The organism is Bacillus sp. UMB0728, from assembly GCF_002858875.1.
GTDB lineage: Bacteria > Bacillota > Bacilli > Bacillales > Cytobacillaceae > Bacillus_AB > Bacillus_AB infantis.
The window spans coordinates 404,813-418,679 of sequence record NZ_PKLA01000002.1 but is presented as its reverse complement, the minus strand read 5'-3'; the positions used below and the strand labels follow the sequence as shown (position 1 = coordinate 418,679).

The window sequence follows — 13,867 nt, the reverse complement described above, 5'->3', positions numbered from 1 at the left end:
GCCTGGCATGATATCAGTCGGGCATCTCTATCTTGCTTGCCTGGCCTGTGCCGTAAGATGCAGATGCTATGGCGCCATCAGCAGTGAAGGCACCTAAGCAGCAGCTTCTATAAGCGTCCAGGACTGGCATTTATTATTCCAGCGCTGCCGCGCCGCCGACGATTTCGGTAATTTCCTGGGTAATGGCCGCCTGACGCGCACGGTTGTAGCTTAGGCTAAGCGAATTGATAAGCTCCTTCGCATTATCCGTCGCACTCTGCATCGCTGTCATACGGGCCGCGTGCTCACTGGCCTTGCTGTCCAGCAGCGCGCCATAGATCAGGCTTTCTGCATATTGCGGAAGGAGAACTTCCAGAATATCTTCTGCAGAAGGCTCGAATTCATAGGATGTAAGCTTTCCGCCGGAAGAAGAAATATCCGTCAGCGGGAGAAGCTTCTTCTCTGTTACATCCTGCTGAATTGCACTGACATAGTGGCTGTAGTAGATATATAGTTCATCAAATGTTTCGTCTGAAAACATGCCGACTGTTTTGCTGGCGATATCTTTGATCTCCGCAAAAGCAGGCTGGTCCGCAACTGCCACGATATCCAGGATGACGTTCATGCCGCGCTTCCTGAAAAAATCGCGCCCAATTCGGCCGATGGCGATGATTGCATACTCATCACTTGATTTATGGCGTTTTTGGATGGTCTGGTATACAGTCCGCAAAATATTGCTGTTGTATGCCCCGGCCAATCCGCGGTCGGAAGTGATGACCAGGTATCCTGTCTTTTTAACGGGACGGGATGTCAGCATTGGATGGGATACGTCAGTGCTCCCCAGTGCGATGCTGGCAGTAACTTCCTGGATTTTTTCCATGTAGGGAACGAATGATTTAGCATTCATTTCTGCACGGTTCATTTTTGCCGCAGATACCATTTGCATGGCCTTTGTGATTTGGCTCGTCTTCTTTGTAGAAGTGATCCTATTTTTTATATCGCGCAATGATGCCACAGGTTCTCACCACCCTTTTCAAAGAATGTCAGGCTGAGAGCCTGCCCGCATAGGAGCAGCCCCGGCAGCCCTTCTATTGTCAGACCTTTAACAGCGATATCCATCCTCAAGGGAAAAAGCCTGAATCAGGCTTTTTCTGCTTGGGACTTGCGCTATTACTCGGTTACTGCGAAAGTCTTTTTGAAGCTGTTGATCGCAGAAGCCATATCATCGTCAGCAGGAAGCTCTTTCGTTGTAGCGATATGGTCTAACAAATCTTTCTTGTTATGGTCAAGCCATGTAAGGAATTCAGCTTCGAAACGGCGGATGTCCTGGACAGGGATATCGTCTAGGAAGCCGCGTGTCAATGCATACAGGATGGCTACCTGCTTTTCAACCTTAAGCGGCTTGTTAAGATCCTGCTTCAGTACCTCAACTGTACGGGCACCGCGGTTAAGCTTCGCTTGTGTTGCTTTATCAAGGTCAGATCCGAACTGGGCGAATGCTTCCAGCTCACGGTATGATGCAAGGTCCAGACGCAGTGTACCGGATACCTTTTTCATGGCTTTGATCTGTGCAGATCCGCCGACGCGTGATACAGAAAGACCAGCGTTGATCGCAGGGCGTACGCCTGAGAAGAACAGGTCAGACTGAAGGAAGATTTGTCCGTCCGTGATGGAGATAACGTTAGTTGGAATGTATGCAGATACATCCCCTGCCTGTGTCTCAATGAAAGGAAGTGCAGTGATTGAACCTGCTCCCTTCGCATCGCTCAGCTTTGCAGCACGCTCAAGAAGGCGGCTGTGCAGGTAGAATACATCCCCTGGATATGCTTCACGTCCTGGAGGACGGCGCAATAATAGTGAAAGCTCACGGTAAGCAGCTGCTTGTTTTGTAAGATCATCATATACGACAAGAACGTGCTTGCCATTGTACATGAATTCTTCACCCATTGTTACACCTGCATAAGGAGCAAGGAACAATAATGGAGCAGGCTGTGATGCAGAAGCTGTCACAACGATTGTGTACTCTAATGCACCAGTCTTGCGGAGCGTTTCTACTGCATTACGTACAGTAGATTCTTTTTGTCCGATTGCTACATAGATACATACCATATCCTGGTCCTTCTGGTTCAGGATTGTATCGATGGCAACGGAAGTTTTACCAGTCTGGCGGTCACCGATGATAAGCTCACGCTGTCCGCGCCCGATTGGCACGAGGGCGTCGATCGCTTTGATACCAGTCTGCAGCGGCTCATGAACAGATTTACGGTCCATTACGCCTGGTGCAGGGCTTTCGATCGGACGTGTTACAGTTGTATTGATTGGCCCCATGCCATCAACAGGCTGTCCAAGCGGGTTGACTACGCGCCCGATCAGCTCAGGTCCTACAGGAACCTCCATGATGCGGCCCGTACGGCGGACCTCATCTCCCTCACGGATTTCAGTATATGGGCCAAGGATGATAATACCGACGTTATTTTCTTCAAGGTTTTGTGCCATACCCATAACGCCGTTTGAAAATTCAACAAGTTCTCCAGCCATGACATTGTCGAGGCCATGAGCACGGGCGATACCGTCACCGATCTGGATAACTGTACCTACATCACTCACTTGAATTTCCGACTGATAGTTTTCGATCTGCTTTTTTATCAGCGCACTGATTTCTTCAGCTTTGATGCTCATGAGTTTCACCCCTATCTATAAATCTCAGCTTAATAATTGACGTTCCAGGCGTTCCAGCTTGCCGCGCATGCTGCCGTCGAAAATCCTGTTTCCGATGCGGAGCTTGATGCCGCCGAGCAGGCCCGGGTCCACGATATTCTCGATGCGGAGGGACGTTTTTCCGACCCTTGATGCAAATGCAGCAGATAGCTCGCTGCTCTCAGCCTCTGTCAGCGGACGGACTGAGTAGACCTTTGCTTCCGCAATGCCCCTTGCGTCATTCGCAAGGCTGATGAATTCCTCCGCAAGATCAGAGAATTGATCTTCACGGTGGCGGTCAATCAATAGCATAAGTGTATTAAGTACTAAAGGATTAACAGACGCGAAGGCAGTTTTGATGATCCCTTTCTTCTCATCATTCTCGAGTTTCGGGGATTTCAGGACTGCATCCAGGCCCTTATTATTGTTTACGACATCTTTGACGATGCGAAGGTCTTCTTCCATTTGGCCAAGAAGCTGATGTTCATTCGCAAGCTGGAACAGAGCCAACGCATAGCGCTTTGCTACTGTAGAGCCGCTCATCGGTTTTCTCCTGCCTCTTGAATGTATTCATTGATCAGCTTTTCCTGGTCTGCTGCACTCAGTTCCTTCTCAATAACCTTGGAAGCAATAAGGACAGACAGTGAAGCAACCTGCTCGCGGATTGCGGCAACTGCTTTTTCTTTCTGCTGATCGATTTCCAGCTTAGCTGATTCTTTGACGCGCTCTGCTTCAGCACGCGCTGCGGCGATGATTTCCTCGCGCTGCACGTCGCCTTGCTTCTTCGCACCTTCGATCAGGTTCTGAGCGTCTGTGCGTGCTTCTTTCAGAAGGCTTCTCTGCTCTTCCAGAAGCTTATTTGCTTCAACACGGCTTTGTTCAGCCGCGCCGATTTCATTGGCAATATGCTCTTCACGCTGTTTCATGATGCCCATTAAAGGACCCCATGCAAATTTCTTGAGCAATGCCAACAAAATGATAAACATAGCCAGCTGGAATAAGATATCCCCGCCGTTGAATGCTGTATGTGCTGCGCCTTCTGCAGCGCCTAATACTAAATTGCTTGCTAACACCCTCGATTCACTCCCTTCAAGAGTCTTCCACTTTCCCTATCAACAAGTTAACGAATTTCATCATATGAATTCGGTTCTTTCAGATTCAAAAAGCCAGTTTGCATCCGCCTGCACAGGCTAAGCGGACCTCCAAGATTAAGGCGCACCCGCACCTGGGCATAAAGGAATGGCGAAGGGTCACATCCATGATCTTCGCCATTATGTGTACTGCTTATAATTATTGACCAATAACCATGAACGCGATAACAACTGCGATGATCGGCACGGCCTCAACTAACGCTACCCCGATGAACATAGTTGTTTGAAGCATTCCGCGAGCTTCCGGCTGACGGGCAATCCCCTCAACTGTACGTGATACGATAAGACCGTTACCAATACCGGCACCTAGTGCTGCCAAACCAATTGCAATTGCTGCTGCTAAAAGACCCATTATAAATTTCCTCCTTAGGATTGTATAAAATAATATAGTGTTTGAATGTTTTGTTCATAGAATGAACAGGTATATATTAATGGTCAGAGCTCACTTTATGGGAGAGATAAACCATTGTTAACATACAGAAAATAAATGCCTGGATCGCGCCGACAAATATTGAGAACCCTTGCCATGCAAGCATTGGTACAATCGCGGCCAGATGTCCGACCCACCCTGTTGCCAGGCTTCCGGCAATCAGTGTCAGCAGGATTTCACCCGCATAGATGTTACCATAAAGACGAAGGCCGAGTGTAAGCGTGTTGGCAAACTCCTCGATGATCTTGATCGGGAACATGAACCAGAATGGACGGAAAAATTCTTTTCCGTATTCCCCTACTCCCCGAAGCTTTACACCGTAATAGTGCGACAATCCAACCACCATAACTGCCAAAGTCAGCGTTACGGCAGGGTCTGCTGTAGGCGATTTCCACCATAATTGGTCATTGATGACCACGGAGAACGGAAGCCCAAGCATATTTGAAACAAAAACATACATAATAATGGTGATTCCAAGGATATGGAATCTTCCGCCATCTTTCCAGTCCATCGTACTGTTGATGATGTTTTTTACAAAATCCATGACCCATTCGAAAAAGTTCTGCATTCCGGTTGGTTTCATGGCGAGCGTACGAGTGGAAAGAACAGCGATGATGAAAACAATGGCACTGGCAACTGTAATCATCAACATGTTTGCCAAGTTGAAGTTCAAACCAAGAAATTCAACTATAGGTGCTTCATGATGCACAGTATTCACCTCTCTTCCCGGCTATTTACGTAAAACAAAAAGTTGAAGAAAATAATCTATCATAATGACAATATATGATGTCATTAATCCCAGAACTACGCTGATCAGGTGCACCTCATCCGGGTACTTCATGCTGATCATGACGGCAAGCACTGCCGTCGCCATCCTCGACAGCATCCCGAGAGACCGCATCCTTTGGCCATTCGCTGCCGCTTCCCCAAGCTGGTCCGTCTTCCTTACCATCAGCCATAAATTGAACAGGCTCAGGCTTGTCCCCACTATCAGCCCCATAAAAATAGATTGATAAGAGGTGAACCCCCAGCCGAGAACATAGACTGACAGCAGTAGGAATATGTATTTGCGCTGCCGTATAAACATTGTTTTGAGGTCTGGCATAGGCTGTTAGTCTCCTGTAAAGAAACGTCTGACCAGGTGAAGCATGGCATAAGTCCCTGCGGCCAATCCTATAAGCAATCCGACTATCAGGAATAACGGCTCGGTTCCAATCACATCATCAAGCCATCTTCCAAGGAAGATGCCGATCAGGACGGAGCCTACTAATTGGGAAAGGATGGCGGACATTAAAGCCATGGCTTGAAACGGGTGGCGGTCTTTTCGACGCATGATAACGCATCCTCCACACTGGAAATATATTCCTTTGACGTATTTATGTCTTGAGAATGCAGGGTTTCCTGCTAGTGAAAAGAGAATGGTGTTTGAATTGAGGTAAGTGTTTTCATTGTTGATATCATGCAGATTGCGGTTATTTTCTTCCGCATGAAATCTGTGAAAACCCTATCATTTTATACCCTATGTAAGCATACAATAGGCATCTGTCAATGTCAATGCATTCGGAGTGAAAAAGTTCACAAACTCCAGTAACGGAAAAGTCTTTGTTCACACTATTTTCGAATTTTTTTTCGAATAATAACTTGCAATTGGAGCGAGGTATTATCTCGCTCCAATCGCACCCTCTTCCTCTTCTTTTCTTACCTCCAGATAGGCCTCAATCATATCCTGCCTGCCGGCTTTCCTTGCAAAGACCTGAGCAATGTAGACGCCGTCCGGAGGCAGATTATCGTTTGCTAATTCCTTGCGGATCTGGCCTTTGCCTGCTCCCCTCTTCCAGTCAAGGAACTGGACGAACCGGAGTGTATCAGGATCAAACAGCGCAATACCGAATTCTTCCGCTCCCCCGGGAAGGTAGACTTCATAGCGATAGCTCCCTCCATTGTCTCCCCTGCCAAAATCGAACCCCATGACACGCGGGTAATCCGGCTCTTCGAGGACATACAAATACGGGATGCCGACTTTCCTGCCTCCAGCGTTCAGGACAAGCCGCCCATCATGAATTTTCTGTTTGAATTCTTCCGGGTCTATTCTCATCTTGATAGCGACCTTCTTTTTCCCGCCGGGTTCAAGGCGAAAGGCGAGCGGCATCTCCCATTCAATCCCGCTTATGTTAGCGGGTACAGTGAATGAATACGATTCTGTTCGGCTGCCTGTATTTTTAACAGTCAGATACCGGACATGCTCATTCTCACGCCCGGCTATCTTGAACTTTCCAAACTGAAGTGAAGCCGGCGTCACTAAGGCAGGAGCCTTCACCGCGTCTTCGACCTGGATCCGGCCTGCCCCCTGTTCATAGGTCCTGTACAGCATGCCTTCTTCATTATAAAGAGGCAGAGCCGTATTCATGAGCGAGGCTTTGATTTCTTCCGGACTCCAATCAGGATGGGCCTGTTTAATCAGCGCACATGCACCTGCAACATGGGGGGAAGCCATACTTGTTCCCTGCAATGGCAAATACCCCCCGGGAACCGTACTGCTGATAGCCACACCCGGGGCAAGTACATCCGGCTTGATTTCCCAAGTATCGGTCACAGGTCCGCGTGAGCTGAAATCGGCAAGAATATCCTTTTCTTCTATTATATATGTCCGGGCCAGCACCGTTTCTTCCTGCAGGCGCTTCTTCAGCTGGTCCCCATCCTGCTTAGAGAGCGACACAACCGGAAGGCCGGCATCCTCCTCAAGATTGCCTGCAAAGCTTCCGTCTGTATTATTGTAGATAATGACTGCGATCGCGCCTGCCTGCCTTGCATTTTTGGCTTTTTGTGAAAAAGTAAGGCCACCCCTCTGAATGAGGGCAATCTTCCCTTTTATCCTCTTAAGCTCTTCAGGATTTCCAAGCCCGCCTAACGCCAGCTCATAGGAGCGGTCTAAATTCCAGAGAGAAGAGCCTTGAAGGGGATTCAGTTTGACTTTCTTTCCGCTGCCGAAATCAAGATAGGGAATCTGGAGCATTGGCGTAGAGGCGCCGACGGATATCGCTTTAGAGGCAGTACCCGGCGAGCCGACTGTCCAGGTATTCGGTCCTGAGTTTCCAGACGAAGTGACAGCAGTAATGCCCTTATCGACTGCCTTATTGAGGGCCAGGCTGATGGGCAGGTCCGGGCCATTGACACTGTTGCCGAGCGATAGATTCAGGATGTCGACTTTATCCTTGATGGCCTGTTCAATGGCTGCAATCACCTGCTCTGTTGTACCCGCACCGCCTGGACCGAGCGCACGGTAGGCAATGATCTTTGCATCTGGCGCCACTCCCGTCATTTTGCCATTGGCTGCAATCACTCCTGCTACATGGGTGCCGTGAAAAGTATCCTCTCCTGCCGTCCTCACCGTTTCCATCGGATCATCATCCTGGTCCACCAGGTCACGCCCTCCGGCGTAATTCCTCCGCAGGTCCGGATGATTATAATCAATTCCCGTATCAATCACACCGATTGTAACACCCTTCCCCGACAGCCGCTCCCCCTTTTCATCAAACAGCCCCCTGACTGTATGACTCCCAATCAGGCTGATGCCATCCTCACTTTCTGCCTGATAAGAGACCGCTTGGGATATGGTTAGGACTTCCTCTTCTTTGGCAAGCCTGTCCAGCGATTTGACCGGACCCTTTACTGAAAAACCGTTCAATGCCTCCTGGAAACTTTGCCTAAGAATTAAATCCGGGTACTGCCGGAGAAGGATATTCCGATCCTGTTCGGTTTGCCCTTCTTTCATCAGGACAATTGCCACACGCTCTGCATCCTCCGGTTCAGCCGGAAGCGGAGGGATTTGTAATGTCCTTGCATTCACATGAGGACTGAGCATAAGCGCAAACAGACTGATGATGAGGAAGATTTTTTTCATGGGAGGCTCCTTTCGGCATTTTTCCTTAGGGTTTGTCTTGAAGGGCGGGAGTATTCAAGAGGTTTTCGAGGTCCTCCCAGTTTTCTTCCGAGGGGGAATGGTATAGGCGGTTTTTGGTGGTGCCGGAGGATTGGAGGTTGAGGGAGGATAAGAGTTGGTGGATGTTCCTGCTGGAGTCATATAACAGAAAGTCTCTGCATTTCTGGCTGCTGACGGAATTATCCACGAGGAGAAAGTAATCAAGGATGGCGCGGATATGGGCTTTTTTTGACTCGCCCGCACAAGCCGGGCAAATCCATCTGCCATGGAAGCGTGACATGGCGTACAGCTGGCATTCGAAACATTGCACTCCGCGAATGATTTCATCTGGTGAGATGCTATATTGTTCGAGAATGGATGTATAGAGCGGCTCATGGTTTTTCAGCAGGAGCCTTTTCACTTTGTTCATCTCTTTGCTAGTTAGAATTAGCGAGGGAGAGAACGGGCGGAGCTTTTCGAGTTTTCCGGGCAGCTGTTCAGCATGTATCACAGTTTTATAAATTCGCTCATTGCCTGTGCTGGTTTTAACAATCGTGGAATTAGAACTGATGATGACCAGCGGATCGATCGGCAGTTCTGGAAGCTTCATCTTCTCCATCCACCCTTTGAGCTGAACTTTATGCCGCTGGACTTGAAGCAGTGGATTGGAAAACCCGTCCTCTCCCTTGCTGGACTGCCTGATTAGTTGATGGGAGTGTTTTTCAAAATATAGCGTCCCGGAAATGTTCTTGATTTCAGCTGCTGCGATAAATGAGGGAGCAAGTATGAGGGTATCTATCTGGAAGGGATGCTGATGGACTAAACGGAGGCCGTGGAATATGAGATATTCATCCGGCAGGAAGGAAATATGGTAATCTACATTCTTTTCCCCGCGGTATCCGGTGCGGCGCTTGATGAGTTCCTGCTCAATCAGGGGAATTTTGAGATGGTTCTGCGGCAATCTTCTCAACAATGCTTCAAGCTGCCTGATTTTTAAAGGGACGACTCTCTTTTTGGCAATCATATGGGCATTCACCTCTTTGGAATGGTATTTGGTCAGTATTTTATTCTCTGTTTTATACGGATTTCCTCTTTTATCGGGAATAAAGTATGGGGATTTTGATAGACTGGTCAAAATTTTATAAAAATACATATGATCCACGCCCAGTGAGGAGGTCTTCTTAATTTTGCAGAGGGAAATTTATGCTGATTCTACACAAATTTGCCGTTATTCTACCAATTATTCTGGTTTTTCTACATAAAATTAACATGATTCTACATAAATTCTTCGTTATTCTACAAAAAATACATTAATTACCATAAAATCAACAAGAAACCGGCCGCTCTCACGGCCGGTCCCAAATCATCTTACTATTTAGTTCCAAACAAACGGTCGCCAGCGTCGCCAAGGCCTGGTACAACATAGCCTTTTTCGTTCAGCTTTTCGTCAAGTGCAGCAATGTAGATGTCTACGTCTGGATGTGCTTCTTTCACTGCTTCCACACCTTCAGGGGCAGCAACCAGGCACATGAATTTAATGTTTTTTGCGCCGCGTTTTTTCAGGGAATGCATCGCTTCAATGGCAGATCCGCCTGTCGCAAGCATTGGATCGACTACGATGAAGTCCCTTTCCTCTACATCGCTTGGCAGCTTGGCATAGTATTCAACCGGCTGAAGTGTTTCCGGATCGCGGTAAAGGCCGATATGCCCTACCTTGGCAGCAGGGATCAGCTTTAAGATGCCGTCCACCATGCCGATTCCCGCACGCAGGATTGGCACGATTCCAAGCTTTTTGCCGGAAAGGACATTTGATTTTGTTACGCTGACAGGAGTTTCAATTTCTATTTCTTCCAAAGGCATGTCGCGTGTGATTTCAAAGGCCATAAGTGTTGCGACCTCATCAACCAGTTCGCGGAACTCTTTCGTGCCAGTGTTTTTTTCTCTGATGTATGTAAGCTTGTGCTGAATGAGCGGGTGATCAAAGACGTATACTTTTGCCATTGAAAATCTCTCCTTTATTCTTCGCTATGTTTCGTTTACACTTCGTCTAATTTTACAGAAAAATAAATGCAAGGGCAACTGAGAGCAGAAATTGTTAATAATTCGTAATGAGTCTTCGCTGCTCTCCGCAAAAAGAGCCCCCCGCAAAGGAAGGCCCTCCATTTTAAAGCTCTTTATAAAGGATGAATCTGCCTGTGAGTTCCTCAACACGGCTGCTTGCTTCTGCAAGCTTTGCTTCGTCTTCATGGTTCTTGAGGGTGAAGGCAATCAGGGATGCGATTTCCTTCATCTCTTTCTCGCCGAAGCCGCGGGAAGTAACTGCAGCTGTTCCGATGCGGATGCCGCTGGTAACAAACGGGCTTTCCGGATCGAATGGAATCGTATTTTTATTAACAGTGATGCCAATTTCATCAAGCACCTTTTCAGCCACTTTGCCTGTCAGGCCAAGGGAGCGGAGATCGATCAGAAGAAGGTGATTGTCCGTACCGCCGGAAACGAGGTCGATGCCTTCCTCTTTCAGTCCTTCTCCCAGTGCTTTAGCGTTATTAATGATACTTTGCGCATAATCCTTGAAGCTGTCCTGCAGTGCTTCGCCGAATGCGACAGCCTTGGCTGCAATCACGTGCATCAATGGGCCGCCCTGGATGCCAGGGAAGATAGACTTATCGATCTTCTTCGCGAATTCTTCACGGCAAAGGATCATGCCGCCGCGCGGTCCGCGCAATGTTTTATGTGTAGTGGTTGTTACAAAGTCAGCATATGGCACAGGATTTTGGTGGAGTCCCGCTGCGACCAGGCCGGCAATATGGGCCATGTCGACCATCAGGTAAGCACCGACTTCATCGGCGATTTCCCGGAAACGCTTGAAGTCGATTTCACGCGGATAGGCACTTGCACCGGCTACAATCAGCTTCGGCTTATGCTCGCGCGCTTTTTCAAGGACATCATCATAATTGATTCGGTGCGTTTCTTTATCCACCCCGTATTCAACAAAGTTGTACTGGATGCCTGAAAAGTTGACAGGGCTGCCGTGGGTGAGGTGTCCGCCATGGGACAGGTTCATGCCTAGGACAGTATCCCCTGTTTCAAGGATCGTGAAATAAACAGCCATATTCGCCTGCGCGCCTGAGTGAGGCTGGACATTGGCATGCTCTGCCCCGAAAATCTGCTTCGCACGGTCGCGCGCCAGATTTTCCGTCACATCGACATGCTCGCAGCCGCCATAATAGCGTCTGCCCGGATAGCCTTCCGCATATTTATTGGTCAATACAGACCCTTGCGCTTCCATCACCGCTTCACTGACAAAATTCTCGGAAGCTATTAATTCGATCTTCGTTCTCTGGCGCTTCAATTCATCCTGAATCGATTGAAAAACCTGCTCATCCTGCTGTGCTAAATGCTTCATTGTAATCCTCCCTTTTTGAAAAACTACATATGTATGCTTTTTTTGTAAAATCCTCTTACATTCTATCATGTTTTGGTTTTAAATAGGAACCCAACTTCAACACCCCGCCAAAAACAGGCGGGGCTCTTTGATTATTCCGTCCAGTTCCAGTAATCCATCTCGCCAAGCTGGGCGCCGCGCAGCTCTTTTACCTCTCTCAGCTTCAGCAGCTCCTTGACTGGCCCCGTTACAACAGCTCCGTATACCTGAAAGCCATTTTCTTTCAGGTAAGCATGCCTTTCTTCAAGATAGCCTAGTCCGAGGAATCTCTCATAATAGCTTTCCCGCTCATCTTTTAGGAGCTTCTCCATCTGTCCGAGCATCAGCTCCTTATTTTTGCCGAGCATTTCCTGTGTAAACTCGTATTCACTTTCTGACATGCGGTCATCGCTGATTTCCCTTCCGCCCGTAAAACCGAAGGCAGGGATCGGAGAAATGGAATTGCCGCCGCTGCCTGTGTTTCCTTTAAAAGTCTTTAATTCCCCTGTATACAAAGGCATCCACAGGACATCCAAGTCATACGGCTCAAGGAGAGCGAAGAGCTCCTCCGGCTCCATAAACCGGTCTGTCGAAAAAGCTGCCTCTGCCACCGTTCCCTCATGAACCTTATCCAATTCCTCCCAAACGCCATTATCGTCCTCGGCATCAAGCTTCTCCCCCGTCTTCGGATTTTCAGGAAAGTAGAAACGGAATCCTCCTTCCTGATCCGGCTGATAATAGGAAAGCGTGCGCGTCGAATAGCTGTTCAATAGCCCTTTCCTGATCTGCATTTCACCTGCTGGCTGTTCTTCTTTGCCGACCCGCCTTGTTACAGGGTAAGAAATCTTCTGCGTAAAAAATGGTGTGATTTCCGACTGTGCGAATCCGCCAAAGTCTTTATGGATATTCGGCTGGGTCCAATCCAACGCCAGCTGGGTGTAAAAAATATGTTTCCGATCCAGGTGCAGGCTGTCATAGCTGATTGTGACGGCCAGCATATATATCCAGAAGAAAAATAATGCAGCAATCAGGACTTTAACTACCCGGAATGTCAGGGCAAAACGGTATTTCGTCAGGATTTTCTTTTCTTTATCAGGGCTCCAGTCTGCCATCCTTTTTCCATCCTTTCTTTTCTGCGATTACAGCGAGCTTTTTCCTGGCACGATGAAGATCAACCTTCACCTGGCTTTCTGTCAGGTCAAGCGCTTCCTGTATTTCCTTATAGCTGAAATGCTCATATTCTCTTAAATAGAGGACCGTCCGGTATTTTTCCGGCAGCAGCCTCAGCATGTCAGCGGCGTCCTGCTCCAGCTCGGCACCCAGGGCTTCTTCTTCCGGCAAGCCGTAGGGGCTGAGCATCTCTTCTTTTGAAAAAAGATAGTCTGCAAACGGCACCCATTTGCGCCGCTGCCGTTTTCGCCATTCGTCCAAGTAGGCATTCCGGGCCACCTTGAACAGCCAGGACCGCACATCCTCCTGCTGGTAAAAGGAGAGTGAAACAGTTGCACGCACGAAAGTTTCCTGCACAAGTTCTTCGGCCAGATGGTCTGAGCCGGAAAGCTTGAGCAGGTAGTAGTAAAGTGGTCTTGCATAGTGTGAGTATAGGTCATCGAGTTTTTCTTTTCTGCGGGCGTCCAACTGTTTTTTCCCTCCTTTCTTTGAATGGCTATAATGATAACGCAGGGGGTTGCTATTTGTTACAGGTTTTTTAGGAAAAATAAAAAACAGCCTTGGAATGGCTGCTAAATACATAGATTTATATTTATTTATGGGGCTGTTGATTTCCGTTCCAGGCACTTCGCTTTCCGCGGGGCGGAGTTGAGCCTCCTCGCGCTGCGCGCTGTGGGGTCTCAACTTTTCCGCTACAATCCCGCAGGAGTCTTCGTGCCTTCCACTGCAATCAACAGGGTTTATAAAATTTTATGGCAAGTTTCCGGTATCAGGCTGGTCTTTTCCACTTATAGACTTGCTTGAATGGCTGCTGATACATAGGATTTCTACTTGTTAATGAGGCTGTTGATTTCCGCTGCAGGCACTTCGCTTTCCGCGGGGCGGCGCTGAGCCTCCTCACGCTTGCGCGCTGCGGGGTCTCAGCTCTGCCGCTATCTCCCACAGGACGTTGAATCCGCTCCTTCGAAACTTCATCGCACGAAGAAAATGCGCAGCATTTTATGAGGAGTCTTCGTGCCTTCCGCTCCAATCAACAGGGTTTTAAAAATTTTTTGCAGGTTTGCGGTACCAGGCAGTCTCTCTACAAATCAAAAAGG

General features: G+C 48.3%; 14 protein-coding genes. All 14 read right to left on the bottom strand.

The genetic code is table 11. From position 1 onward, the window contains the following. Window positions 1–133: 133 nt before the first annotated feature. The 14 genes from CYJ37_RS07895 to CYJ37_RS07830 all read right to left on the bottom strand — a co-directional run bounded on the left by CYJ37_RS07895 (window position 134) and on the right by CYJ37_RS07830 (window position 13,238). Entirely contained in the window at window positions 134–994 is an 861-nt protein-coding gene (locus CYJ37_RS07895) for a F0F1 ATP synthase subunit gamma (protein ID WP_009792636.1), read from the bottom strand. Window positions 995–1,149: 155 nt separating this feature from the next. Continuing rightward, complete coding sequence (gene atpA / locus CYJ37_RS07890; protein ID WP_009792634.1) at window positions 1,150–2,658, bottom strand: F0F1 ATP synthase subunit alpha; 1,509 nt, start codon at window positions 2,656–2,658, stop codon at window positions 1,150–1,152. Window positions 2,659–2,682: 24 nt separating this feature from the next. After that, complete coding sequence (locus tag CYJ37_RS07885; RefSeq protein WP_009792633.1) at window positions 2,683–3,219, bottom strand: F0F1 ATP synthase subunit delta; 537 nt, start codon at window positions 3,217–3,219, stop codon at window positions 2,683–2,685. Next, a complete protein-coding gene (atpF, locus tag CYJ37_RS07880; protein WP_009792632.1) occupies window positions 3,216–3,749 on the bottom strand; it encodes a F0F1 ATP synthase subunit B in 534 nt (177 codons plus the stop codon). Before atpF ends, CYJ37_RS07885 begins: the two co-directional genes overlap by 4 nt. Before the next feature lie 217 nt (window positions 3,750–3,966). After that, entirely contained in the window at window positions 3,967–4,179 is a 213-nt protein-coding gene (gene atpE / locus CYJ37_RS07875; RefSeq protein ID WP_009792631.1) for a F0F1 ATP synthase subunit C, read from the bottom strand. A gap of 76 nt (window positions 4,180–4,255) precedes the next feature. Continuing rightward, window positions 4,256–4,966: a F0F1 ATP synthase subunit A gene (atpB, locus tag CYJ37_RS07870; protein ID WP_009792630.1), complete on the bottom strand. Its 711-nt coding sequence runs from the start codon at window positions 4,964–4,966 to the stop codon at window positions 4,256–4,258. Window positions 4,967–4,987: 21 nt separating this feature from the next. Then, complete coding sequence (locus tag CYJ37_RS07865; protein ID WP_094769156.1) at window positions 4,988–5,362, bottom strand: ATP synthase subunit I; 375 nt, start codon at window positions 5,360–5,362, stop codon at window positions 4,988–4,990. Between the two features lie 6 nt (window positions 5,363–5,368). Continuing rightward, window positions 5,369–5,590, bottom strand: coding sequence for an AtpZ/AtpI family protein (locus CYJ37_RS07860; protein ID WP_022544500.1), 222 nt, complete (start codon window positions 5,588–5,590; stop codon window positions 5,369–5,371). 327 nt (window positions 5,591–5,917) lie between these two features. Further along, the gene (locus tag CYJ37_RS07855) at window positions 5,918–8,158 is read right to left on the bottom strand and encodes a S8 family serine peptidase (RefSeq protein WP_101548901.1); all 2,241 of its coding nucleotides are present in this window, start codon (window positions 8,156–8,158) and stop codon (window positions 5,918–5,920) included. A 25-nt stretch (window positions 8,159–8,183) separates the two neighbouring features. Further along, entirely contained in the window at window positions 8,184–9,329 is a 1,146-nt protein-coding gene (locus CYJ37_RS07850) for a nuclease-related domain-containing protein (RefSeq protein ID WP_101548899.1), read from the bottom strand. 218 nt (window positions 9,330–9,547) lie between these two features. Next, entirely contained in the window at window positions 9,548–10,177 is a 630-nt protein-coding gene (gene upp / locus CYJ37_RS07845) for a uracil phosphoribosyltransferase (RefSeq protein ID WP_009792624.1), read from the bottom strand. A gap of 163 nt (window positions 10,178–10,340) precedes the next feature. Continuing rightward, window positions 10,341–11,582, bottom strand: a complete 1,242-nt coding sequence (glyA, locus tag CYJ37_RS07840) for a serine hydroxymethyltransferase (protein WP_101548897.1) — start codon at window positions 11,580–11,582, stop codon at window positions 10,341–10,343. Window positions 11,583–11,713: 131 nt separating this feature from the next. Continuing rightward, window positions 11,714–12,712, bottom strand: coding sequence for an anti-sigma factor (locus CYJ37_RS07835; RefSeq protein ID WP_101548895.1), 999 nt, complete (start codon window positions 12,710–12,712; stop codon window positions 11,714–11,716). Next, complete coding sequence (locus tag CYJ37_RS07830; RefSeq protein ID WP_253618789.1) at window positions 12,693–13,238, bottom strand: sigma-70 family RNA polymerase sigma factor; 546 nt, start codon at window positions 13,236–13,238, stop codon at window positions 12,693–12,695. Before CYJ37_RS07830 ends, CYJ37_RS07835 begins: the two co-directional genes overlap by 20 nt. Window positions 13,239–13,867 lie beyond the last annotated feature (629 nt).